Origin of the sequence: Rummeliibacillus pycnus, assembly GCF_044359855.1 — a bacterium.
GTDB lineage: Bacteria > Bacillota > Bacilli > Bacillales_A > Planococcaceae > Rummeliibacillus > Rummeliibacillus pycnus_A.
Map to the genome: position 1 here is coordinate 1,461,639 of NZ_CP132291.1, position 24,251 is coordinate 1,485,889.

20 protein-coding genes and 1 other annotated feature are annotated in these 24,251 nt (G+C 35.4%); of the genes, 1 reads left to right on the forward strand and 19 read right to left on the reverse strand.

What is annotated here, in order from left to right; genetic code table 11:
• Positions 1–250: 250 nt before the first annotated feature.
• The 3 genes from Q8X41_RS07220 to hmpA form a co-directional block, all read right to left on the reverse strand.
• Positions 251–1,699, reverse strand: coding sequence for a DUF5776 domain-containing protein (locus tag Q8X41_RS07220; RefSeq protein WP_397539577.1), 1,449 nt, complete (start codon positions 1,697–1,699; stop codon positions 251–253).
• Positions 1,700–1,918: 219 nt separating this feature from the next.
• Positions 1,919–3,439, reverse strand: coding sequence for a DUF5776 domain-containing protein (locus tag Q8X41_RS07225; RefSeq protein ID WP_397539578.1), 1,521 nt, complete (start codon positions 3,437–3,439; stop codon positions 1,919–1,921).
• Positions 3,440–3,670: 231 nt separating this feature from the next.
• Positions 3,671–4,861 carry an NO-inducible flavohemoprotein gene (gene hmpA, locus Q8X41_RS07230; protein WP_397539579.1) on the reverse strand — a complete coding sequence of 397 codons (1,191 nt, stop codon included), beginning with the start codon at positions 4,859–4,861 and terminating at the stop codon, positions 3,671–3,673.
• Positions 4,862–5,061: 200 nt separating this feature from the next.
• Here hmpA and Q8X41_RS07235 point away from each other — a divergent pair, with 200 nt between their 5' ends.
• Positions 5,062–5,499 carry an Rrf2 family transcriptional regulator gene (locus Q8X41_RS07235; RefSeq protein ID WP_397539580.1) on the forward strand — a complete coding sequence of 146 codons (438 nt, stop codon included), beginning with the start codon at positions 5,062–5,064 and terminating at the stop codon, positions 5,497–5,499.
• A 624-nt stretch (positions 5,500–6,123) separates the two neighbouring features.
• Here Q8X41_RS07235 and rplT read toward each other — a convergent pair.
• From rplT to mdh, 16 genes are all read right to left on the reverse strand, one after another.
• Positions 6,124–6,483, reverse strand: a complete 360-nt coding sequence (gene rplT / locus Q8X41_RS07240) for a 50S ribosomal protein L20 (RefSeq protein WP_066788767.1) — start codon at positions 6,481–6,483, stop codon at positions 6,124–6,126.
• A 50-nt stretch (positions 6,484–6,533) separates the two neighbouring features.
• On the reverse strand, positions 6,534–6,734 hold the full coding sequence (rpmI, locus tag Q8X41_RS07245; RefSeq protein ID WP_397539582.1) for a 50S ribosomal protein L35: 201 nt from the start codon (positions 6,732–6,734) through the stop codon (positions 6,534–6,536).
• Between the two features lie 32 nt (positions 6,735–6,766).
• Entirely contained in the window at positions 6,767–7,273 is a 507-nt protein-coding gene (gene infC / locus Q8X41_RS07250; RefSeq protein WP_146013856.1) for a translation initiation factor IF-3, read from the reverse strand.
• 393 nt (positions 7,274–7,666) lie between these two features.
• Positions 7,667–8,116 (reverse strand): hypothetical protein, encoded by a 450-nt coding sequence (locus tag Q8X41_RS07255; RefSeq protein ID WP_397539584.1) that lies wholly within the window; start codon positions 8,114–8,116, stop codon positions 7,667–7,669.
• A gap of 546 nt (positions 8,117–8,662) precedes the next feature.
• Positions 8,663–10,600, reverse strand: a complete 1,938-nt coding sequence (thrS, locus tag Q8X41_RS07260) for a threonine--tRNA ligase (RefSeq protein WP_397539585.1) — start codon at positions 10,598–10,600, stop codon at positions 8,663–8,665.
• 146 nt (positions 10,601–10,746) lie between these two features.
• Positions 10,747–10,984: a binding site (T-box leader), on the reverse strand.
• A 63-nt stretch (positions 10,985–11,047) separates the two neighbouring features.
• A complete protein-coding gene (gene dnaI / locus Q8X41_RS07265; RefSeq protein WP_397539586.1) occupies positions 11,048–12,004 on the reverse strand; it encodes a primosomal protein DnaI in 957 nt (318 codons plus the stop codon).
• Positions 12,004–13,815 carry a DnaD domain protein gene (locus Q8X41_RS07270; protein ID WP_397540215.1) on the reverse strand — a complete coding sequence of 604 codons (1,812 nt, stop codon included), beginning with the start codon at positions 13,813–13,815 and terminating at the stop codon, positions 12,004–12,006. Before Q8X41_RS07270 ends, dnaI begins: the two co-directional genes overlap by 1 nt.
• Positions 13,816–13,842: 27 nt before the next feature.
• Positions 13,843–14,322: a transcriptional regulator NrdR gene (gene nrdR / locus Q8X41_RS07275; protein WP_397539587.1), complete on the reverse strand. Its 480-nt coding sequence runs from the start codon at positions 14,320–14,322 to the stop codon at positions 13,843–13,845.
• Between the two features lie 212 nt (positions 14,323–14,534).
• Positions 14,535–15,557 (reverse strand): glyceraldehyde-3-phosphate dehydrogenase, encoded by a 1,023-nt coding sequence (locus Q8X41_RS07280; protein WP_397539588.1) that lies wholly within the window; start codon positions 15,555–15,557, stop codon positions 14,535–14,537.
• A 136-nt stretch (positions 15,558–15,693) separates the two neighbouring features.
• Positions 15,694–16,287 (reverse strand): dephospho-CoA kinase, encoded by a 594-nt coding sequence (gene coaE, locus Q8X41_RS07285; RefSeq protein ID WP_397540216.1) that lies wholly within the window; start codon positions 16,285–16,287, stop codon positions 15,694–15,696.
• 14 nt (positions 16,288–16,301) lie between these two features.
• On the reverse strand, positions 16,302–17,174 hold the full coding sequence (mutM, locus tag Q8X41_RS07290; RefSeq protein WP_397539589.1) for a bifunctional DNA-formamidopyrimidine glycosylase/DNA-(apurinic or apyrimidinic site) lyase: 873 nt from the start codon (positions 17,172–17,174) through the stop codon (positions 16,302–16,304).
• Positions 17,175–17,189: 15 nt separating this feature from the next.
• On the reverse strand, positions 17,190–19,817 hold the full coding sequence (gene polA / locus Q8X41_RS07295; protein WP_397539590.1) for a DNA polymerase I: 2,628 nt from the start codon (positions 19,815–19,817) through the stop codon (positions 17,190–17,192).
• A gap of 419 nt (positions 19,818–20,236) precedes the next feature.
• A complete protein-coding gene (pnpS, locus tag Q8X41_RS07300) occupies positions 20,237–21,772 on the reverse strand; it encodes a two-component system histidine kinase PnpS (RefSeq protein ID WP_397540217.1) in 1,536 nt (511 codons plus the stop codon).
• A complete protein-coding gene (locus Q8X41_RS07305; protein ID WP_397539591.1) occupies positions 21,772–22,491 on the reverse strand; it encodes a response regulator in 720 nt (239 codons plus the stop codon). Before Q8X41_RS07305 ends, pnpS begins: the two co-directional genes overlap by 1 nt.
• Positions 22,492–22,554: 63 nt before the next feature.
• Complete coding sequence (locus Q8X41_RS07310) at positions 22,555–23,001, reverse strand: MaoC/PaaZ C-terminal domain-containing protein (protein ID WP_397539592.1); 447 nt, start codon at positions 22,999–23,001, stop codon at positions 22,555–22,557.
• Positions 23,002–23,293: 292 nt separating this feature from the next.
• On the reverse strand, positions 23,294–24,232 hold the full coding sequence (mdh, locus tag Q8X41_RS07315) for a malate dehydrogenase (RefSeq protein ID WP_397539593.1): 939 nt from the start codon (positions 24,230–24,232) through the stop codon (positions 23,294–23,296).
• Positions 24,233–24,251 lie beyond the last annotated feature (19 nt).

Here is a 24,251-nt window from a genome sequence, read left to right on the forward strand (position 1 = left end):
TAGATAAAGGTTATGTTAATGGATCATACTGTCTTTTTTATTCAAAGTGCTGACACGCTAAGCGCTCAAACCACTACGCAATTCTTTTGACTCACATGGTTCGTTCTCGCACTTTCTTAAAGGCTTGCTGGCTAACTATTCCTTTCAAATGCCATAATAAAATTAACAGCGCTTAGATAAAAAAAGCATATAGAGAAAGAATTCTCTATATGCAAAGATCTGTGTTCCATAACACTTATTCAAAAACCACTTATCTTGCTACCACATAAGACTTATTTGCAGTAATATAGTTACCATTTGTTAATTTTAGTCTTGGTGTTCCAGCAGATGTAAATGAGATGGATTTCACAGTTAACTTTTTGCCTTTACCAAGTACTTTTCCTTTTGTTGCTGAGGTAAAGTTTGTACTGCTATATTGGTAAACACTTTTCTTTAATTGAACTGTACCAGGATTAACATAAATATAATTAGTAATCGATGGTGTAACGACTCTTACAAAGTCTTTACTTGCTGTAATGTATGATCCAGAAACGGTTTTTAAGCGAGGTGTACCACCTGAAGAATACGCAAGATCTTTAATACTCAATACTGTATTTTTCTTAACACCAACTAGTAACTTTTCTAAGTTTGCATTGTTATATGCATTTAAGTTTGATTTTACTAGAATTTTGCTTGGTGTTTTTGTGTAGTATTGATCAATATTAGAAGTTACTTTTACAACATAGTCACGATTTGCTGTTAAATACATGCCATTATCTAGTTTTAGTCTAGGGGTACCAGCAGATGTTTTTACAATACCCGCTACATCAATTAACGTATTTTTTGGAATGACTTTTCCTTTTGTAGCATTTATGAAACTTGTAGATGCATATTGATTCAATTGAACCTTGGTTGCAATTTTACCTGGGTTTGTTGTGTAATATCTCGGGTTACTTGCTGTTGTGACATCACTTTTACCTGTAAGATAACTCAAATTCACATTAGGATTTAGGCGGTTTAAATCAACATATGTACTAATTCCCGGTACTCGCCCTTGGTCTGTATATTGCCATAAATCATAGGGATGTGATGGAGCAGCTGTACTATTGTTGTATCTTGGAATCCATACAAAATCGAACTTAGATGTATCCAAGTTAAATTCGTCATATAAATGGTTAGCTATGTAAAGGCCAATCTTCTTATCCGTTTTTTTACGTAATTGATTTACATAAGCATTAATGATCGTGCGCATGCTTTCGCCTGATTTACTCGTATTTTGTTCTACATCGAGTACATAAAATTTCGCATCTTTACTAGCGCGATTATAAAAATTGTTTGCTTCTACTTTTGCATCACTTGATGATTCTGCCAAACTATATGAATACACACCAAATGGTACGCCATATTTCTTGGCTCCTGCCTCATATGTTGTATGCTTTGGATCTTCAAATGTACTACCATATTGTGTACGGATAATCACTAGATCTAATGCTGTACTAGCTTTACTCCAATCAATATCTTTTTGATAATAAGAAATATCCGCAATCGTTGGTTCTGACGAAGCTTTCTTTAATAAATTCCCTGTAATTGGTGCTGTTTCCCACTTTGTTGTATGGTCTGGGTTTGCAGGTGCAAGTTCTTCTGCAGATGCAGTATGCACCGTTACAAGACATGCTATAGACAAGCAAAGCATAACTGCTAAATTCCTAATAACTTTCACTATTCTCTTCTCCTTCTATGTATTTTTGCAAATTTTTGATGTATAATTCCCCATCAACTAAAGAATACCAAAAATTCAAGATAAAATATAAAACATCTTGCCTTCAAATATATTACGATAGTTACGCTTATTTTACATTATTCTAACAATTATCGTATTTTTATTTGAAACTTAATATAAAAACGCAGATTCAAGTCACGGAATCCGCGTTTCTAGTATTTAGTATGCGATTAAACAACTTCTATTTGCTGTAATGTATAAACCATTTGTAAGTTGAAGGCGCGGTGTACCTGATGATGTGAAACTTATGCTTTTTATATTCACTACCTTACCTTTTTTTAGAACAGAGCTTTTTGTGGCTGCTGTAAAGGAAGTACTACTGTATTGATTAATATCTTTTGTAAGTTTTACATAACTTGGTTTCTTTACTACATAGTCTTTAAACTTTGAAGTTAATGGATTTACATAAGATTTGTTTGCAGTAATATAACTACCAGATACCGTTTTAAATCTTGGAATACCTGTTGAAGTATATTCAATGTCTTTAATGGTTAAAATGGTGTTCTTTTTAACATTAAAAATTTTAGTTGAATTAGTAAAATTAGTAGAAGAATATGCACCTACATCTTTATTTAAAATCACATAAGATGGCTTTTTTGTATAATATGAATCAATTGTGGCTGATTGTTTAATCGCAACTGTTTTATCTGCTGTAATATATTGTCCATTTGTTAATTGTAATGCCTTTTTATCTTGCGTACTATTTACAAGTGCAACTGTTTCAAGTACTTGTCCCTTTTTTAAAGTGGCCGTTTTTGTAGATGCTTCTAAATTACTGTTGCTGTATTGAGCTGTATCCTTATTTAAGATGATCTGTTTAGGATTTGATGTATGATAATCTACATGCACACTTGCCGTCTCAGTTTCACTTTCATTTTCTTCTGAGTTTTCTTCTGAACTCTCACTATTATCCTCTTCTGGTGGTTCAGTATTTAAGAATTCATCTAATGTAAGATTTGGATTTAATCGATTCAAATCGACATTGGCATTAATTCCATCGATTCTTCCCTTGTCCGTATACTGCCATAGATCATAGTCATAATCTGGCTTAGATGTACTATAACGAGGAATCCATACAAAATCTGCATTTGATGTATCTAGATTAAAGCTTTTGTACAAATGATGTGCAATATATATCCCAATTTTCTTATCTGTTTTTGTACGAAGTTGTTTGATATATGCATTCGTAATTGTTCGCATACTTTCGCCTGATAGACTGGTATTCTGTTCTACATCAATTACATAAAATTGAGCATCTTTGTCTGCTCGGTTATAAAAATCATTTGCTTCTACCTTTGCATCCGCAGAAGAAACCGCCAAATTATAAGCATATACGCCAAATGGTACGCCGTATTTTTTGGCACCAGCTTCATTCTTCTTATGATATGTATCTTCATCCGTACTACCATGTTGTGTACGAATAATTGCTAAATCTATCATTTTACTAGCTTTCGCCCAATCGATATTTCCTTGCCATTTTGAAATATCTGCAATGATTGGTTCTGATTTCATTAAGCGTAGTTTATTGCTAGAAGTATCAACTACTTTAGGTGTTGTTTCCCACTTCGTCGTACTATCAGGATTCGCTGGCCCAAACTCTTCAGCATGAGCATGATGCATACTAACTGTACATACAATCATCGCTACAAATATTACTGCCAATACTTTGATATTCTTCATTATAACTACTCTCCTTTACTACTAACACATCTATATACCTAACTCTATACTAATAGAATAACAAATTTTTACTAGGTATAAAGATTCATATATAGAGAAATTAATAAAATGTTGGATTTTTTATTTGTTATGTTACGAAAAATTGAAGTTTTATTTAAAATCATTATAAAAAAAGTAGCTAGATTTGAATTCTAGCTACTTTTTGGGCTCTTCGCTATATTTTTTGTCTTCTTATGCGTTAACGTTAACTTTTAATTGCATTGCTGGACCAAAGAATTCGAAGTGAATTTGAGATTCTTTGAAACCAATTGCATATAAGTGGTTGATAATTGCTTCCATGAATACTGATGGTCCACAAACATAAACATCATTTTCAAGGCTAACGTTTTCTTGTAAGAATTCTTTTGTGATGTGCCCAACTTCATCTGTATTTAATGCGATATAGCTTGCATTTGGCATTTTTTCAAGGTTATTAGAAATTTCTTTGTCGAAAACATGTAATTTTGCTGTACGTGCGCTATGAATAAGTGTTGTTTTTCTGTTTGGATCAAGTGCAGCTAAAGTATCGAACATACTCATTAATGGAGTAATACCAACCCCACCTGCGATGAATGTTACTGGTGCTTTAGAAGCAAGGTCTAATTGGAAGTCCCCTGCAGGTGCACTAACTTGGATACGATCACCAATTCGAGCTTGGTCGTGTAGGTAAACGGATACTTTACCTTGTGGATCGTTTATATCTTCACGTTTTACAGAAATACGGAAGAATGCATCTTTTTCTGGAGCTCTTGATAAGCTATATTGACGGTTATGAACGAATTCTTCACCAGGGATTTGAACTTGAACTGTAATATATTGACCTGGTTTGTATTCAGGTAATTCTTTTCCAACAACTGGTCTTAAGTAGAATGAAGTGATTTCATCGTTTTCTTTAACTTTATCAGCGATTTCAAATTCTTTGAAGAATCTCCAGCCACCTTCTTGGCTTTCAGCTTCTTTGTACATTTCTTCTTCAGTTGCAATGAATGCATCAGCGATCACACCATATGCTTCTGCCCAAGCATTGATGATTTCATCAGTTGCTGCATCCCCAAGAACTTCCTTAATTGCTCCTAGTAAAAATTCTCCAACGATTGGATAATGTTCTGGTTTAATACCTAAGCTACGGTGTTTTTGTGCAATTTGGCGAACAACTGGCATAATTGCTCCTAGATTTTCAATATGAACTGCTGCTGCATAAACTGTGTTAGCTAATGCTGCTTGTTGACGACCTTTTGCTTGGTTTGCATGGTTGAAGATGTTTAATAATTCTGGATGTGCTTCGAACATATTTTTATAGAAAGTTTTTGTAATGGCTGTTCCGTGTACTTCTAATACTGGTGCGGTTGATTTTACAATATCCATAGTTTGTTGTGATAACATGATCAACACTCCTTTTCTTTTAACAACTCAAAGATACACCCGATTATTCTTTAAAGCAATATCAAAAATACATCTTTAACAAAAAAGACATATTTGAAATACATCTTTGGCTAAAAAGACACATTTAAATTACATCTTTTAAAAATGACAGGGATTTTACTTTACATGGTATAATAGATATAGAAATGGTGGTGTATCGGATGCGATTAACTTTATATACCGATTATTCTTTACGTGTCCTGCTCTATCTCGGTGCGATGGATCCTGAGAAGCTAGCCACGATTAAAGAAATATCGGATGCATATGGAATTTCAAAGAATCATTTGATGAAAGTAACGCATGAGCTTGGTAAGCTTGGATATATTGAAACAATTAGAGGCCGTGGTGGCGGCATTTGTCTTGCGATGAAGCCAGAGGATATTGTCATCGGTAAGGTCGTTCGACAAACTGAGGAAGATTTCTACTTAGTAGATTGTTTTAATCCTGAATCTGTAGGATGTATCATCTCTCCTGTATGCAGCTTGAAAGGTGCACTAAATAAAGCACTTCATGCTTATATAGCAGTTTTAGATGAATATCGACTAAGTGATTTTCTCCATTCAAAAGAGGAAATTGCTGCAATCCTATTTAAAGAATAGTTGCTATAATTGAAAAAACCTTTCGTTCTTATTGAACGAAAGGTTTTTCTTTTGAGTTTATGAAGTGAGGTGTGTCTAAATGGTGATTTTAGTAGACCTTTGTTTGGATTTTACTTTTTTGAGTTCATTAACTATTAGTGGCGCTTATTTTATTAGATGATTGGTCACTTGTCGATGATGGTTTTGAACGATTTTAGGAAATTTATATAGTTATGATTATTACCTATTAGTTTTCCTAAATCTAAATTGCTTGACTTGAATATTGGATTCACACTTTCCCTACTCGAGCTCTTTCTTGCACTACTCACGGCTTAACTTGCACTACTCAGACTCTTTCTTGCACCTCTCAAAGCTTAACTTGCACTACTCAGCTCAACTTGCACTACTCAGATCAACTTGCACTACTTAGATCAACTTGCACTACTCAGCTCAACTTGCACCACTCGTAACTTAACTTGGCACTACTCATACTCCTTCTGTTCCACTTACAGCTTAACTAGCTCATTTCACTCGATTGCAGAGGAAAATAGGCAATCTTCTATGTAACTCTGAACAAAATAACTCCATAAAAAAAGCCTATGAATGTATACATTCATAGGCTTGAAATATGCTAATAGCAATTAATTATTTAGCTACTGCTTTTTTAGCAGCGTCTGCTAATTGAGCGAATGCAGCTGCATCGTTTACTGCTAAATCAGCTAACATTTTACGGTTAACTTCGATTTCAGCAACTTTTAAACCGTGCATTAAACGGCTGTAAGAAAGACCGTTGATGCGAGCAGCAGCGTTGATACGAGTGATCCATAATTTACGGAAATCACGTTTCTTTTGACGACGGTCACGATATGCATATTGACCTGATTTCATTACTGCTTGGTTAGCAACTTTATATAATGTGTGTTTAGAGCCAAAGTAACCTTTAGCTAATTTTAAAACTTTTTTACGACGTGCGCGTGTTACAGTACCGCCTTTTACGCGTGGCATACTAATTACCTCCTGCTATTCACTTACATGAATATATTATTATTTTCGAATTATTTAATGTTAGCAAGTAAAGATTTGATGCGTTTGAAGTCACCTGAAGAAACGATGTTTGCTTTACGTAAGTGACGTTTTGCTTTTGTAGATTTGTTTGCGAATAAGTGGCTACCGAAAGCACGGTCATATTTTAATTTACCAGTACCCGTTTTTTTGAAACGTTTAGCTGCGCCACGGTGAGTTTTCATTTTTGGCATTTCGAATTCCTCCTAAACTGTTCGACTAAAACTTATTTTTTTTCGTTCTTAGGTTGTAGCACTAAGAACATGCTTCTGCCTTCCATTTTCGGTTTTTGTTCAACCGTTGCAACTTCAGCACAAGCTTCTGCGAAGCGATCTAATACTTTTTGGCCGATCTCTTTGTGCGTAATTGCACGACCTTTAAAGCGAATAGATGCTTTCACTTTGTCCCCTTTTTCAAGGAACTTAATTCCGTTACGCAATTTTGTTTGGAAATCGTGTTCGTCGATAGTAGGACTTAGTCTTACTTCTTTCATTACGATAACTTTTTGGTTTTTGCGTACTTCGCGATCTTTCTTTTGTTGCTCGAATTTGAATTTACCATAGTCCATGATACGAGCGACTGGTGGCTTGGCTTGAGGAGCCACAAGGACAAGATCCAAATTTGCACGTTCTGCAATAGTTAAGGCTTCATTGCGTGATTTTACTCCAAGCTGATCACCGTTATGATCGATTAGACGAAGTTCACGAGCGCGAATGCCTTCGTTTACATACATGTCTTTGCTAATAACAATCCACCTCCAAGTAGTGTCGCGAATACATGGTTTGGGCTAGTTGCCCGATGATCGGTACGGTTATTTCGCTGTCCACTAAAAAAGGGCGGACATAGTCGAAATGTCCGCCCGCAAGATATATGTACACGCCGAAATGCGTGATCCGTTCTATCATGTAACCTGTCAACACTAAGATTCTCAGATCGATCAGGTGAGAAGCGGGCAGCCTCTTCTTCAACCACAAACTTGTATTCATTAACCTTTATTACTTTATCATGTGATATAGTCTTTGTCAATCTTTTTTCTTTTTTTCTTATTTAATTAGATGGATCCCAATTTTAAATTGGCTGGTTAAAGGGTTATAGCAGATTTGTACTTTATAATTTTGGAATTAAATCATTTTTCAGTAGCCTCGACTCTATGGGTGTTGCTTATTATAATATTTAATAAATCATCAAGTAACTTTTTATCAACAAATTTATAATATTTATTCAATGTTTTATCGAGAAGTACAAAACCGTCATCCGATACATTAAATAAGAATGAACCGCCACTCCCACCAACAACTACTATATAAGTATCTTTTGTTTTTGGAGTCTTTAGAACTCGCTTTAATTCAACTTTTTTAAAAATTTGCATAATTTTCTCTGATTCATTTTTATCAAAATCTTGACTTTTATCAGTCTGTGTATCATATACAAATTTCGCTTTAACTTTATCAAAATTAACATCAACTAAAATATCATTAGATAAAGATTTTGTTTTTAAAGTATTAATCAAGTATAAAGATAACAATGCTAGACTAACGATTAATAAAGCTAATAAACCAATCTTAATTTTCTTCATTTACCAACACCCCTAAAGTCTCCTGTTCTTTAACTCAACTCGATGACTCCAATAAAAAAACACAAAAAAGAATACCGGTTTTTGTTTTGTAATACTATTTTAACCATCAAACGAGAGGGACGCTATAAGAAACTTCATCTAAAAATCTAAATAAGTAAACTCCATTTAAGTAACCCATTTGATTATATTCTTTATAAAAAATAATAATTGTTCTATAATCCATTAATACTATGATTAGCTTGAGGTATGGCCGTACTCTTCAAACTAATACAAGTTAGGTATTACTACATACTCTACATCTCCTAGCAATGAAAGTTCACTAAAAATTTCAATGAATACTTTCTCTTCTTTTGCACTTCTGTAGTCCAGCCACATTCTCAGTCACAAAGCAATACTTTTGCTGTTTGTGTAAGCCCTTTGTACAAAAAAAGCACATCCTTATCTTAAAAAAGGATGTGCTTTATCTTCTATTATAATTAGTTAACGAGCGTTCTCAGCTTTTAGCCTTTATCCAGATTCTGGCGCGCTTAACGAGCGCCATTCTCTTTAACCTTTATGAGCTACGTCTTCTTGAATTGCTTTTAAGAATTCGTCAAATGGTACTGTTTCAGAATCTTTTGAGCCGTAACGTCGAACATTTACGCTACCATCTTCTAATTCTTTGTCACCTAGTACAAGCATGTAAGGAATTTTCTTCATTTGTGATTCACGGATTTTGTAACCAAGTTTTTCGTCACGGTAATCCATTTCTACACGGAAGCCTGCAGCTTGTAGTTTTTCTTCTACTTGTTTAGCGTAGTCGAAATGAACATCATTAGATACAGGAATCACTTGTACTTGAACTGGTGCTAACCAAGTTGGGAATGCGCCTTTGTATTCCTCGATTAAGAAGGCTACGAAACGTTCCATAGTCGATACAACACCACGGTGAATAACAACTGGACGATGTTGTTTACCATCTTCCCCAACATAACCTAAATCGAAGCGTTCTGGTAATAAGAAGTCGAGTTGAACTGTAGATAAAGTTTCTTGTTTACCGATGGCAGTTTTAACTTGAACGTCAAGTTTTGGACCATAGAATGCTGCTTCGCCTTCAGCTTCGTAGTAATCTAAGCCAAGGTCATCCATTGCTTCTTTTAACATGCTTTGTGCTTTTTCCCACATTTCATCGTCATCGAAGTATTTTTCAGTATCTTGTGGGTCACGGTATGAAAGTCTAAATTCGTAATCGTTTAGTTCGAAATCTTTATAAACAGATAAGATTAATTCAACTACTTTTTTAAATTCTTCTTTAATTTGGTCTGGGCGTACAAAAAGGTGAGCGTCATTTAAAGTCATGCCTCGAACACGTTGTAAACCAGAAACAGCGCCACTCATTTCGTAACGGTGCATTGTACCAAGTTCTGCTACACGGAAAGGTAAATCACGGTATGAACGCATTCCTGATTTATAGACCATCATGTGGTGAGGGCAGTTCATTGGACGAAGCACTAGTGTTTCGTTGTCCATTTCCATTGGTGGGAACATATCTTCTTGGTAGTGATCCCAGTGACCTGATGTTACATAAAGTTCTTTAGATCCTAGTACTGGAGTGTAAACATGTTTGTAGCCAAGAGATACTTCTTTATCTACAATGTATCGTTCAATTGAACGGCGGATTGTAGCACCGTTTGGTAACCATAGTGGTAAACCTTGACCGACTAATTTATTTGTAGTGAACAGTTCAAGTTCTTTACCAATTTTACGATGGTCACGTTCTTTTGCCTCTTCAAGCATTTCAAGATGAGCTTTTAAATCTTTTTTATCGAAGAAAGCTGTACCGTAAATACGTTGTAGCATTTTGTTGTCTGAGTTACCTCTCCAATATGCACCAGCTATTGATAATAATTTGAATTCTTTAATTTTACCTGTAGAAGGTACGTGTACCCCACGGCATAGGTCGAAGAAATCACCTTGTTCGTAGATTGAAACTTGTTCGTCTTCTGGAATTGCTTCAAGTAGTTCTAGTTTATATTCATCGTCAATTTTCTCGAAACGTTTTTTAGCTTCTGCACGAGAAACGTCGTAACGTACGATTTCGATATTTTCTGCAACAATTTTTTTCATTTCTTTTTCGATGCGTGAGAAGTCTTCAGAAGTGATTGGTTCTGGAGAATCGATATCGTAGTAGAAACCACCTTCAATTACAGGACCAACACCAAGTTTTACACCTGGGAATAATCGTTTAACAGCCTGAGCTAAAAGGTGAGCTGTTGAGTGACGCATTACTTCAAGTGCTTCATCATCAGTTGGTGTAATAATAGCAATTGTACCGTCTGCTTCAAGTGGAGTTTTAGTATCAACTAAAACATCATTGAATTTACCAACGATTGCTTTTTTGCGAAGTCCTGGGCTAATAGATAGCGCTACTGCATCAGTAGTAATACCTTTTTCAAACTCTTTTACTGAACCATCAGGGAATGTTAATTTGATCATGTCTGCCATAATAATCTCTCTCCTTTTTTATATTCAAGAGCTTCGGGCCACAAGATGGGGGTCAGATAGTCGTTGCCGCAGGTCGCGGCAACGACTATCAACCTTAAGACAAGATCCCTCAGCACTTAAAAAAGTGCATAAAAAAACCCCGTCCGCAAAGGGACGAGATTGTACTCGTGGTTCCACCCTTCTTCCTTCTATGCAAACTAAAGATAGCCTTGCGTAGATGAAGCTCTAGATCGACTAACGGGCCGCTACCGTCGACAATTACTCACATTTCACTGTCGCTGCTCCAAGGCGGTAAATTTTATGCCGTTACTAAGAAGCTTTCAGCCATGGCTTCTCTCTCTTTGAGTCGTGCAAAAAAATTATTGTCCTTTTCCAAGCATTTCATATTTAGATTATGGTTGCAATTATATACTGAATTGTTTTGAAAATCAAGCATCAATTTACGGCTTAATCTGCTTGATAAAGCCTTCTATTTTCACCAATCATTTCAAAATCAGTTGTTAAAGATTTTATACGTTCCATAATTCTTGCTGCTTTTATAACATCTACTTCCCCTTTTTGAGTTGTGGCGAAATGATTTTCAAGCTGCTCATAATTAAAGTTAGATGTGATGAAAACCGGTAAGCCTTCATTCATACGATATTGCAAAATAGTCCCGATGATTTCATCTCTTGTCCATTGAGATAAATTTTCTGCACCTAAGTCATCCAACATGAGAACGGGTGCTTTTTTTACGAATTCAACCTTTTCTTGAAGTGATTGGTCTTGAATAGAACTTTTCAATTCACTTAGAAAATCAGGTACATAAACCATTACAGTTTTAATCTCCATCGTAGCAAGCTCATTTGCTATTGCACCCAACACAAAGGATTTGCCTACACCGAAATTACCATAAATATAGTAACCAGTTCTCGGTAAATTCCCTGTATTACGTACTTTTTGTATAAATAATTCCGCGAAAGTACGAATCGCTTTTTTTGACTCATTGCTCGTATCTAAATCACTAATCTTTGCCTTTAGAACATCTTTAGGCATATGCATACTAGAGATCATAGAAGCTGCTTTACGACGTGCATCTTCCATTCTTTTAGTTTGACAAGGAACATATTCTACATCTATTTGCCCTCGAATAACTGTTAGTTTCGGAACAAATCCGTTAATAGCTTTAATAGCATTTTTACAAGTAGCGACAGATTCACATTGGCTACAATCATGTTGTTGGTTGACGTATTCATAAAGCTTTCCTAATCCTCGTTCCACCATTTCACGATTTGCTACTTGATCGTTTTCTGCTAGGAATTTTTGAACCCCTCTATTTTCTAGGATTTCTCTTTGCATTTCATCGTAACGAGCTTGAAACTGTGAATCCATCATTTTTTTTAATTCATTGTTGATTGGTTCCATTATGAATCCACCTCTCCTTCATTCATACCTAGTTTTTTCAATATTTCTTGGCGTTTCTTTTCATAATCTGTTTGTTTTTCTTCTGATGGTTTTTCGTCTTTTTTCTTTTGTTGCTTTAATTTATTTTCATAGTACCAATCTGGCACATTTTGAGTTTTCGTAGTTTGTTTACCCTTTGGCATATATTGCTTGCGACTTTTCTGCACTTGGTATTCTTTTGCAAAATTTAAAGCTTGTTCAGCTGTTTGAATATTGTTTTTTTGCCAACTGGAAGCAATTGCTTGCAGGAAAGCACTATTTAAGTTGGCATTACTTAAATAATAAGCATAGTGAATGAGGACATTCACTACAGGTGTTGGTATATCATACTTCGTAGTAAAATCTTGTACCACTTTGACATCCTTTTCAAATGGCGTTTTTCCTTTTACAAGCATTGTTAATAAGTCAATTGATTTTACACTGTTAAAAATAGGTATTAACTCTTTATTTAGTTGCTCCATATTAGAATAATCCGAGTCCACAAACTGTGGCAGTTGATAAAACACCCCTGCTCCAGCTTTTAATATCTTGTATTCTTTTGAATAATCTTTTGTTTCTTTAGTTGCGACTGTTTTAGAATCCGTTACGTTATTTTCTTCAAATTCTCTTGCTAACTTCATCGCTTCCCTTGCTGTTTTCACGCCTGTATTGCGCCAATGCGATGCGATTGTTTCGATATATTTCCGGTTTAACTTCCCATTATTTCTTAAAAACACATAATGTATCAATACGTTCACTACCGGTGTTGGCATGCCATATTGCATCACTAAATCCTCTACTAACTGGCGATCATTAGGAAACGGTTCCTTTCCTCCTGCCACCGCAGTTAATACATCAATTGGGGAAGACGATTCAAACCATCGTATTAGCTCTGCTTCCATTGGATCAATATCTTCATCTACCATAGCTGTCTGCGTAAAGACTTCTTGTTTTTGTGGATTTTTCATGACAGTTTGCATCGCTGGTGGTTCTTTCGATACTGTCAGTTTATAATAGTCAGCCGCTTCTTTTTTTAAACGTAAATCACTTAAAATCATTTGATCATCGAGTGCTAATAGAACAATTTTCTGCATATCAAATGGTGTTAAATGATAAAGAAAAGCTAATTTTGCAATCGTTGCTTTTACTTCTGCTGTTAATATGGATGACGGAACTAGTTGCTCCGATAAACTCGTTCTTAAAAGATTAAAATCAAAATCCTCATAATTAAAAGGTAACTCTTTTGGCTTTTCTTGTAATCCTGTAAGTTGTATTTCATCAGATGGTAAATTATGCTGAACAGGTCGATAAACATCTGTAAATGTTCTAGATACTTCCTGATAGCCATAATTAGACAGTCCTTTTGAAACAAAACGTTGCCGTAAATTACGGTATGCTGATTCCCCAATTTTGCTAAACAAGAACATTGATAAAAGGGGGTCATCAAAGAAGGTAGCCGCATCAAGAGGTGGCATCGCATCATAGATGAAGCAACGCATTTCTTGCTGGTCTTTACGCCAAGTGCGTAATAAACCAATAGCCTCAAGTGCTATTCGTGATTCGAAAATTTTGCCAATTGGCATATCTAAAGCGTTCATCAAATGATAATGTGACATCGCACTATCGTCTACATTTTCTCCCTCAGCCCATAGCAAAAAATAGAGGCTAATTGGCTCTGCTCCAATAAGGGGTTGATACAAAAGAGTGATCAACTTTCGGTCATAACTAGATAGAGGGAAAGGTACGCGAATAGATAGGCGATCAACAGGTTGCAATTCTTTATATAAATTCACCAACGGTTCTCCCTCCAAAACATCCACTTACTGTTCTTTTTCACGTTCTTTGGATTGTTTTTCGATTAACTCTCTTAACTCATCGATAAATACATTAATATCCTTGAATTGACGGTATACAGATGCAAAACGAACATAGGAAACTTCATCAATTTTAGAAAGTCTGTCCATAACCATTTCCCCAACATCTTCTGTTTTTACTTCTGCGTTACCAATTCTTCGCAAATCTTGCTCAGTATTAAACACTAAATCCTCTAACACACTTAAAGCAACTGGACGCTTTTCACACGCACGAATAAGACCTCGAAGCACTTTTTCTCGACTAAATTCTTCACGTGAACCATCTTTTTTAATAACAATGAGTGGCATCTCTTCTACTTTTTCAAAAGTGGTAAAACGAAAACTACATGATTCACATTCTCTGCGCCTGCGAATGGCTTTATTATCATCCACAGGTCTACTATCAATGACTTTTGTTCCGTTATATTGACATGCTGGACATTTCATAATTTTTCTCTCCTGATTTCGAAACATATTAGTTTATCTATTATATCAAAAAATAATGATATAAATCGAAAAAAAGAGTAGAATTTCCCCTTTACATCAAAATAACTATATCAAAATCCTTCAAATTTCGATTCTTTAGTATATTTTGCGCAATTTCAGAAAAAAAAATCCTTCCAACTGAATCAGTTAGAAGGATTTAGCCAATCAATTAATTATGCATTTACTGTTTCTTTTAACTCAGCTACAACTTTTTTAGTAAGATCTACAACACGTGAAGAGTAACCCCATTCATTGTCATACCAAGCAAGTACTTTTACTTTACGAGAACCAATTGTCATTGTAGTAAGACCATCAATTGTTGCTGAAGCAGGATTTGTATTATAGTCACGAGATACAAGTGGTTCCATTGTGAAGTCTAAAATACCTTTTAATGGACCTGCAGCTGCTTTTTTGAATGCTTCATTTACTTCTTCAACTGTTACATCTCGTTGTAAATCTACAACTAAGTCTACTAATGAAACGTTAGGTGTTGGAACACGTAGAGCCATACCATGTAATTTACCTTGTAATTCAGGTAGTACAAGTGTTAATGCTTTCGCTGCACCTGTAGAAGTTGGAATAATAGATTCCGCACAAGCACGTGCACGTCGTAAATCTTTATGTGGATTGTCAATATTTTTTTGATCGTTTGTATATGAATGAACTGTCGTCATTAAACCGTTGTCGATTCCAAATGTATCATTTAGAACTTTTGCAACTGGTGCAAGGCAGTTTGTTGTGCAACTTGCATTTGAAATAACGTCATGTTTTGAAAGATCTAATTTATCATCATTAACACCCATTACGATTGTAACATCTTCGTTTTTACCAGGTGCTGTTAAAATAACCTTTTTCGCACCTGCTTCAAGATGTAATGCTGCTTTACTACGTTCATTAAATTTACCTGTTGCCTCAATAACGATATCAACGCCCATTTCTTTCCAAGGCAAGTTTTGAGGGTTACGATCATTTACAAGTTGAACGCGTTTACCATTTACAACTAATGCATCTTCTTCTGCTGTTACTTCACCATTAAATTTGCCATGAGTTGTGTCATACTTTATTAAATGAGCCAATGTTTCGGCTGGATAGTTTGCATTTATCGCTACAATATTTAAATCATCTTGCAGTATCGCTTGACGGAACACCATACGACCAATACGGCCAAATCCGTTAATAGCAATTGAAGCTGTCATGAATAAAATCCTCCCTGTTCACTACGTTATACTCAATTTGTTTTATTCTCGAATAGTATAGCACATTTCTCAGAAAGTAAAACATAATATAAACTATATTTTAATGTTTATATTTTCAGAATATTATACTCAATTATCAAATAGCGTCCCACAAATCCAGTGTTTTCAACAGTTGATCACGTGTATTTTCAAAATTCCCATTATTATAAATAACAGCATCAGCACCTTTTTCTTTTACAGAAAGAGGAAGTTGCGAGGCAATTCTTGCTTTCGCTTCTTTTTCTGATAAGTGATTTCGTTCCATTAATCTTGTTAATTGGATATCCTCTGTGACAGAAACGACTAGAATTTTTTCCACAAAATGTTGCAATCGACTTTCGAAAAGCAATGGAATATCCATTACTATATTTTTTTCTCCTTTTTCAATCCATTCATCCCTTTGTCGCAACATTTCTTTACGAATTGCAGGATGAATAATATCGTTTAATTCTTTTCTTTTTGCAGGATTATGGAAAATGATCTCTCCTAGTTTTGCCCGATTCAATCCACCGTTTTCCAGTAAAATATCTTCTCCAAATACTTCAACGATTTTGCCCAATGTTTCTGTTCCTGGTTCTACAACATCTCTTGCTACGATGTCAGCATCAACTATCTGTAAACCTAATTCCTGTAACATTTTAGCTACTGTACTTTTTCCGCTTGCAATACTTCCGGTTAAACCAATGATCATTACTTCACACACCTTTAATGTTGGCATTTAGGACAGTACACCGAATTCCTACCTGAAATTACCATTTGTTTTGTATTAGTATGACATATTGGGCACGCTTTCTTCCCATACATCTGCAAACGATTTTGCATACCGCCTGCTTCTCCATTTATATTTCGATAATCTGAAATACTGGAACCTCCAATATCGATACTTTCTTGCAAAATAGCTACAATTGTTCGGAATAGCTCTGTTTTTCGTTTTTCACTTATACGTGAAATTTTTCTGGCAGGGTGAATTTTCATACGGAACAATGACTCCGTTGCATAGATATTGCCGCAACCTGCAATGACATGACCATCCATAATCACTTCTTTGACAGGCTTATTTGCATACTTTGGCATATTTGATATTGTCAAAAAATGAGGCAATGCTTCTTCCGAAAAAGGCTCTGGCGCTATTTCTAGAAGCGGTGGAAACTCTTCAATAGAGTGTAAGAGACGCATTTCGCCAAAGCGGCGAATATCCGCATATACAAGAAATTCATCTTCTTCAAAAGTTAATACAATATGTATGTGCTTTTGAAACTTACTTTCAGTTATTTCATTTAACGAGTGAACGTGGAACCATGCACCAGTCATCCCTAAATGGTTGACTAGCACATAGTCTATATCGTTCTTGTTTAAATAGAAAAAGATGTATTTAGATCGTCTTTTGATCTCTTTAATTTTCATATTCCCTAATGCATCCGAAAAGATTTCTGGATCCATTCCTTTAATAATACATGCTTTTCCTTCGTTAATAGAGGTACAAATCGTATTAGAAACCTGTACGTGACGGATAACTTTCCCCGTCACGACAGGTTGAAGTGCACGCACAACTCCCTCTACTTCAGGTAATTCTGGCATGCGATCACTGCTCCTTTATTTGGTTTCATACCAAGTTTGCCCTGATGCAAAATCTGCTTTTAGTGGTACTTGTAATTGGATACAGTTTGCCATCACTTCCGGTACCAGTTTTTCCAATGTTGCAATTTCTTCTTCTGGCGCTTCGAAGATTAATTCATCATGTACTTGTAATAGCATTTTCGCTTGTAATTGATGTTCTTCTAATGCCTTTGCCATATCAATCATAGCCTTTTTGATGATATCTGCAGCGCTTCCTTGAATTGGCGTATTCATCGCAGTACGTTCAGCAAAGCTACGTAAGTTGAAGTTTGAACTATTTAAATCAGGTAAATAACGTCGACGGTTTAACATCGTCGTGACATATCCTTTTTTCTTTGCTTCTTCTACAATATTCTTCATATAGTCTTGAACACCAGGGAAGCTTTTGAAATAACGTTCGATAAAATCAGCTGCTTCCTTACGTGTAATATCTAAATTTTGGGATAATCCGTAATCACTAATACCATACACAATTCCAAAGTTTACTGCTTTGGCTGCACGTCTCATATTCGCAGTGACATCTTCAGCCTCTACATGGAAAACATCCATCGCTGTTTTCATATGAATATCCATACCATGATTAAAAGCATTGATCAGATTTTCATCATTTGACATATGTGCAAGCACGCGTAATTCAATTTGAGAATAATCGGCAGCGAACATTTTCCATCCTGCATGAGAAGGTACAAATGCTTGTCGGATTTTCCGACCTTCTTCTAATCGCACTGGGATGTTTTGAAGGTTAGGATCAGTTGAACTTAGGCGGCCAGTTGAAGTTAATGCTTGTTGATAGCGGGTATGAATTTTTTGATCATCTTCATGAATTACCTTCAATAATCCTTCAATATATGTTGATTGCAACTTTCCTAATTGACGGTATTGTAAAATATGTTGAATAATTTCATGTTCTGGCGCTAGTTTTTCTAGTACATCAGCAGCTGTTGAATAGCCTGTCTTTGTCTTTTTAATTACAGGTAATCCTAATTTATCAAATAAAATGACGCCCAATTGTTTAGGCGAATTAATATTAAATTTTTCCCCTGCAATTTGGTAAATATCTTCTTCAATGTCTTTCAGTTTAGCTGTTAGTTCAGCTCCCATTTCAACTAAACGGTTGCGGTCAACTGTAACGCCCTCACTTTCCATTTGGCTAAGGATTGCAGCAAGTGGTAATTCTAGATTACTATATAAATCATATTGCTCATTTTCTTTTAATCGTTGTTCTAGCTTAGATTGAAGACTAAAAACAGCTGTTGCTTTACGCCCTGCATGCTCTGCAATAACATTCTGCTCCGGAATTGCTTTTTTAGCACCTTTACCGTACACAACATCATTTGATTGAACATCCGTATAGCCAAATTCTTTTGCAACGACAGCTACATCATCAGATGACATCGCAGGATTAAGAATATATGCAGCTAATAAAAAGTCAAATTCAATTCCTTTTAATTTGATATCACTTCTTAATAATGCAGCTTGTGTTGCTTTTGAATCGAATAAGTACTTTTTCTTTGTATCATCTTCAAGCCATGAGATGAAGTCTTTGGACTCCAATGCTTTTTCAAATGGAATATATAAAGCTGTTTCCCCCGCTGTTAGAGCGATTCCAAATCTTTCACAAGTATGATAATGTTCATCTGCCAACTCTAAATGCATAGCCATAGAACTCGTTAATTGTTCCGCAGTTAGCTCTTCTACAACTTCAAATATTAATTCCGTTGTTTCTTTCGCTTCTGATTCATAACTGCTTTTTTCAATTAATGATTTGAATGAAAGATCTTGCCATAATGCAAATAATGTATCAACATCTGGTCCCTCATATGTTAATTCATCAATTGTTACTTCAATAGGTGCTTCACGGTTAATCGTCGCTAGTTGTTTACTCATTTTCGCTTGCTCTTCGTTATTCACAAGCTTTTCTTTTAGTTTTGCCCCACTTACTTCATCAATATGTTCATACACTTCTTCAACTGTTGGGAATTGTGTGAGTAGTTTAATCGCTGTTTTTTCTCCGACACCAGGTACGCCCGGGATATTATCTGACGAATCGCCCATTAATCCTTTCATGTCAATAATTTGATGTGGCGTAAGTCCATATTTTTCGTTTATATGAGCAGGTGTGTAGTGTTCAATATCCGTCATACCTTTTCGCGTAATATAGACAGTTGTATGATCAGATGCTAATTGAGTTAAGTCCTTATCTCCCGAAACGATGATTACCTCATGGCCTTGTTCATCAGCTTGTTTGCTCAATGTACCAATAATGTCATCTGCTTCATACATTTCTAACTCGTATTGTTTGATTTGATATGCATCTAGAAGTTTTCTTAAGTACGGGAATTGCTCCGATAATTCTGGCGGTGTCTTTTGTCTTCCACCTTTATATTCTGAATATGTTTTATGTCTGAAGGTTGTTTTCCCAGCATCGAATGCAACAAGCATTTTGGTTGGCTTTTCTTCCTCTAATATTTTTTGCAACATCGTCGTAAATCCATAAACTGCATTCGTATGGATGCCATGGTCATTTGTTAATAACGGTAGCGCAAAAAACGCTCGATACGCCAAACTATTACCATCTAATAAAAGCAATTTTTCCTTTGTCATATTGGCACACTCCTAAAATAATGAAATCGATTATTATTTAAATTCGTTTTTTACCTAATTTAGATATTTCATTAGTTATTTCTCATTATCTATTTTAACATGCTTGCTATTGGAAAGGAAAAGAGTGCTGTTCAATATACGAAGAAACGTTCGGTTTTAAGCAAAATTAAAAGAGAGCGCTATGAAACTGCGACTCTCTCTCAGGGAAATAATTTGAAGGGGGCTTCGATTAATAGTATAAAGCTAGTATTTGTATTTCATATAAAGTGATTGTAAAGATATTGTAAATAAATGATATGCAACCTTATTTTTATCTTATATTTGCTTTTAAGCAATTTTGGAATCCGCTTACTTAATACCAAATAATAAAGAACGAGGAATCCTTAGTTTTTTGGCTTTGTTTAAAACTGCTATTGATATTAGACTTTCGGGAAAATAAGACGCATCGTTGTCCCTTTTCCTACGACACTATCGACTTGAATTTTCCCATGATGCGCTTCTACTAAATGTTTTACAATTGCTAATCCTAAGCCGGTTCCACCAGAATTTCGACTCCGAGCTTTGTCTACACGGTAAAATCGTTCAAATACACGTGGAATCTCTTCCTCACTTATACCCATTCCTTCATCGGAAATTTCAAGAATGGCACTCTGACCTTTCTCATAAAGGTGAACAGTAATTTTGGTGTTTTCTAGTGAATAGTTAATCGCATTAACCATTAAATTCATAACCACTTGTACTAAGCGATTAGGATCACCATTAATATAAACTTCTTGATCAATCTTTGCTTCAAACTGCATATTTTTTTCTTCTATTTTTTGATGTGTCATTTCTATTGTGCTAATAATCACATCGCGTAAACTTGTTTTTCCCATATTAACAGTAAAGCCGGTCTTTTCAATCTTAGACAAATCCAGCAAATCATTTACAAGTATTTGCAGGCGATTGCTTTCTTTGTTCATAATCTCCAAAAAGCTAAGTAACGTTTCTTGATCCTTGTATGCGCCATCTAAAAGAGTTTCAGAAAAACCTTTAATCGATGTTATAGGTGTTCTAAGTTCATGGGAAACATTCGCAACAAAGTCTTTACGAACTTGTTCCAACATTTTTAGTTCAGTAATGTCATGCATAACAATAACGACACCAAGCCATAACCCATGTTCGCCAACTACAGGTGCACCATACACTTCCATATCACGATATTCATGTTGAAGTTTAATGTGTATTTGTTTTCTATATGGCACTTCCGTCATAAAGACATGATCCACAAATTCTTCTAACTCATGAGGCAACCCTAATTCACGAAAAAGCTGTCTTTGTACGTCTTCATATTGTTGATCGAATAACTCGGTAAAAACTCTATTGACAATCGTAATATCCCCTTCTCTACCAATCATGATTAGGGCACTACCCATATTTTCAATTAAAGTCTTCAATCGTTCTTGTTCAATTTCGCGAACGATCATGATATCTTGCAAATTTCTAGCAAGTGCATTTACCGCTTTACTCAACCGTAATGTTGGCGAGCCAGTTATTTCATAAGCCCGGGCAAGATAATTTCCCTTTGCAAGCTCAAATGCAGTCATCATGACATTATCAATCGGTTGAGACAAATTTTTGATAAGACGATATGTGACTACAATTAAAATGATAAAAGTAATGACAAAGATTATAGCCAGTAAGATCCATAATTGTATGCGAATATCCGATAAATCTTGGACCTTCGTATGAGATGTTATGGAATCTAGAATCGAATTCATTTGTGAATTAGTTAATTCAATATGCTGTTTTTCTATTGCATGCGTGATATTTTCTTTAGATTGTATAACATTTGTTCTAATCGAGTCTTGCACTAAGAGCGGGAAAAGCTGCCCCAGAGTAAAACCTAGGCCAGCTAAAGTAATTATATATAAAAATCCAAAGGAAAGTAATAAACGAAAACGTAATGATTGCATCAATTTTTTGGCTCCTCAAATTTATAGCCTAGTCCTCGAATTGTTTTGATAAACTTCGGTTTACGGCTATTTTCTTCAATTTGATCTCGCAAATGACTAATATGCACATCCACTATACGTGTATCGCCTGCAAAGTCATAATGCCATACAGCACTTAATAATTGATCACGTGTTAAAACTCGGTTTTTATTTTCTAAAAGGTACAACAGCAATTCAAATTCCTTAGGTGTAAACTCTAATAAATTGTCATCTAAAAACGCTTCAAACCGATCTGGGAAAACATTTAAATGACCTATATGATATGATTTCTCACTAGTAGATTGCTCCTCTTCTTGATGAGGTTGATCAACCACTTTTGAACGTCTTAATACAGCTTTGACACGTGCCATTACTTCTCTAGGGCTAAATGGTTTTGTCATATAATCATCGGCGCCTAGTTCAAGTCCCAGCACTTTATCAAACTCGTCATCCTTTGCTGTAAGCATAATAATAGGTGTATTGATTTTTTTCATACGTAATTCTTTACAAACTTCCATACCATCCAATTTTGGTAACATTAAATCTAACAAGATTAAATCAGGCTTTTCAGAAATTGCTTTATTTAATCCATCACGGCCATCGTTCGCTGTGACAACGTCATAACCTGCTTGTTTTAAATTGTATTGTAATAAGGTTGCAATCGAAATTTCATCTTCTACTACTAATATTTTATTTGTCATTTTATATGCCTCCGCAATTGATTTGAAACCCCCATCTCAAATCTTCTTGCTCATCGTTGTAAATTATTTTGGATGAATTGGTGGGATTGCTGTAACAGTACCCTCTAGCACAATCTCTTCATTACTATTTATACCTTCTACCTTTACCATTATTTCACGTTTAGATAAATTAATTTCCTCAACAACTAGTTGTATTTGAACGGTTTCATAGTGATACAATGGCTTGGGAAATTGAAATTTTTGTTCACGAATATACGACCCTGCACCAGGTAAATATTTTGAAATGGCTGATGTCACAATTCCTGTTAGCATAATAGGTGGTACAACTGGTTTTTCATAAGTGGTTTGAGCAGCATAGTCATGCTGTATGTACAGAGGATTATTGTCATTTGTTAGTCCCAAGTATAATAACAAATCCTTATCCTCAATTTTCTCTGTAAGCTGAATCGACTCCCCGACTGATAATTCTTCAAGCTGTTTGCCCAGCTTTCTTTTTTTATCAAGTAACACAGGATTCCCCCTTTGAAATATTCAGTAATTTTATAGTATCAATAATCCGAAGAAAAATCGAGTACGAAAGCGAAAAGAATGATTTTGAGTATATCCAGGTTCAGCTTTTACTATTTCCTAGTTGCAGAAGCTAGCTTTTTGGATCAGATAGCCATATAGCTTCCAATTTTTTTGCTAACCTACTACATGAAGAACAGCTGAATGAGTGTCCTCTTTTTCAAATATAATACCATCCAAATAAATAAAAAAACCGGATAGGCCAAAGCCTATCCGATATATGGGAGTGAAATTTTTAAGCTAGAACTTTCATAACGTTTTTAACCGCTTCAGCAGATTTATCTAAAGCTGATTTTTCTTCTTCAGTTAATTCTAATTCAATAATTTGTTCAATACCGTTACCACCTAGTACAGTTGGTACACCTAGGTAAATACCGTTGTAACCATATTCACCCTCTAAGTATGCGATTGTTGGTAATACACGACGTTGGTCTTTAAGCACTGCTTCAGCCATTTCTACAAGAGATGCTGCTGGAGCATAGTATGCAGAACCATTACCTAATAAGTTTACGATTTCACCACCGCCAGTACGAGTACGAGCTACGATTTCTTCTAAACGTTCTTTAGGGATTAATGTTTCTAGTGGAATACCACCAGCATAAGAGAAACGAGTAAGAGGTACCATAGTATCACCATGACCACCAAGTACGAAACCAGTTACATCTTTAACAGATAGATTTAATTCTTCTGCTACGAAAGCTCGGAAACGAGCTGTATCAAGTACACCAGATTGACCAATTACGCGGTTTTTAGGTAAACCAGATTCTTTGTAGACTGTGTAAGTCATCGCATCAACCGGGTTTGTTAATACGAGGATTGTTGTGTTTGGAGAATACTTAATAATTTCTCCAGTTACAGCTTTCATTACTTTTTGGTTGATTTGAACTAAATCATCGCGGCTCATACCAGGTTTACGAGCAACACCAGCAGTGATTATTACTACATCAGAATCTTTAGTATCTTCGTAGTTTGAAGTACCACTGATACGTGAATCAAAACCTTGCACTGGTGCAGCTTCAGCCATATCTAAAGCTTTACCTTTTGTTGGGTTTTCAGCTTGAGGGATATCAACTAAAACAACATCTCCAAGTTCTTTTTGTGCTAATAAGAAAGCAGATGTAGCACCAGTGAAGCCAGCACCGATTACTGAGATTTTTTTGCGATTAGAAACCATTATAAAACCTCTCCCTTTT

Coding starts and splice junctions, on each gene's coding strand:
- Q8X41_RS07225 (WP_397539578.1), bottom strand. CDS start 3,439: ATGAAGAATATCAAAGTATTGGCAGTAATATTTGTAGCGATGATTGTA.
- hmpA (WP_397539579.1), bottom strand. CDS start 4,861: ATGTTATCACAACAAACTATGGATATTGTAAAATCAACCGCACCAGTA.
- Q8X41_RS07235 (WP_397539580.1), top strand. CDS start 5,062: ATGCGATTAACTTTATATACCGATTATTCTTTACGTGTCCTGCTCTAT.
- rplT (WP_066788767.1), bottom strand. CDS start 6,483: ATGCCACGCGTAAAAGGCGGTACTGTAACACGCGCACGTCGTAAAAAA.
- rpmI (WP_397539582.1), bottom strand. CDS start 6,734: ATGCCAAAAATGAAAACTCACCGTGGCGCAGCTAAACGTTTCAAAAAA.
- infC (WP_146013856.1), bottom strand. CDS start 7,273: ATGTATGTAAACGAAGGCATTCGCGCTCGTGAACTTCGTCTAATCGAT.
- Q8X41_RS07255 (WP_397539584.1), bottom strand. CDS start 8,116: ATGAAGAAAATTAAGATTGGTTTATTAGCTTTATTAATCGTTAGTCTA.
- thrS (WP_397539585.1), bottom strand. CDS start 10,600: ATGGCAGACATGATCAAATTAACATTCCCTGATGGTTCAGTAAAAGAG.
- dnaI (WP_397539586.1), bottom strand. CDS start 12,004: ATGGAACCAATCAACAATGAATTAAAAAAAATGATGGATTCACAGTTT.
- nrdR (WP_397539587.1), bottom strand. CDS start 14,322: ATGAAATGTCCAGCATGTCAATATAACGGAACAAAAGTCATTGATAGT.
- Q8X41_RS07280 (WP_397539588.1), bottom strand. CDS start 15,557: ATGACAGCTTCAATTGCTATTAACGGATTTGGCCGTATTGGTCGTATG.
- coaE (WP_397540216.1), bottom strand. CDS start 16,287: ATGATCATTGGTTTAACCGGAAGTATTGCAAGCGGAAAAAGTACAGTA.
- mutM (WP_397539589.1), bottom strand. CDS start 17,174: ATGCCAGAATTACCTGAAGTAGAGGGAGTTGTGCGTGCACTTCAACCT.
- polA (WP_397539590.1), bottom strand. CDS start 19,817: ATGACAAAGGAAAAATTGCTTTTATTAGATGGTAATAGTTTGGCGTAT.
- pnpS (WP_397540217.1), bottom strand. CDS start 21,772: ATGCAATCATTACGTTTTCGTTTATTACTTTCCTTTGGATTTTTATAT.
- Q8X41_RS07305 (WP_397539591.1), bottom strand. CDS start 22,491: ATGACAAATAAAATATTAGTAGTAGAAGATGAAATTTCGATTGCAACC.
- mdh (WP_397539593.1), bottom strand. CDS start 24,232: ATGGTTTCTAATCGCAAAAAAATCTCAGTAATCGGTGCTGGCTTCACT.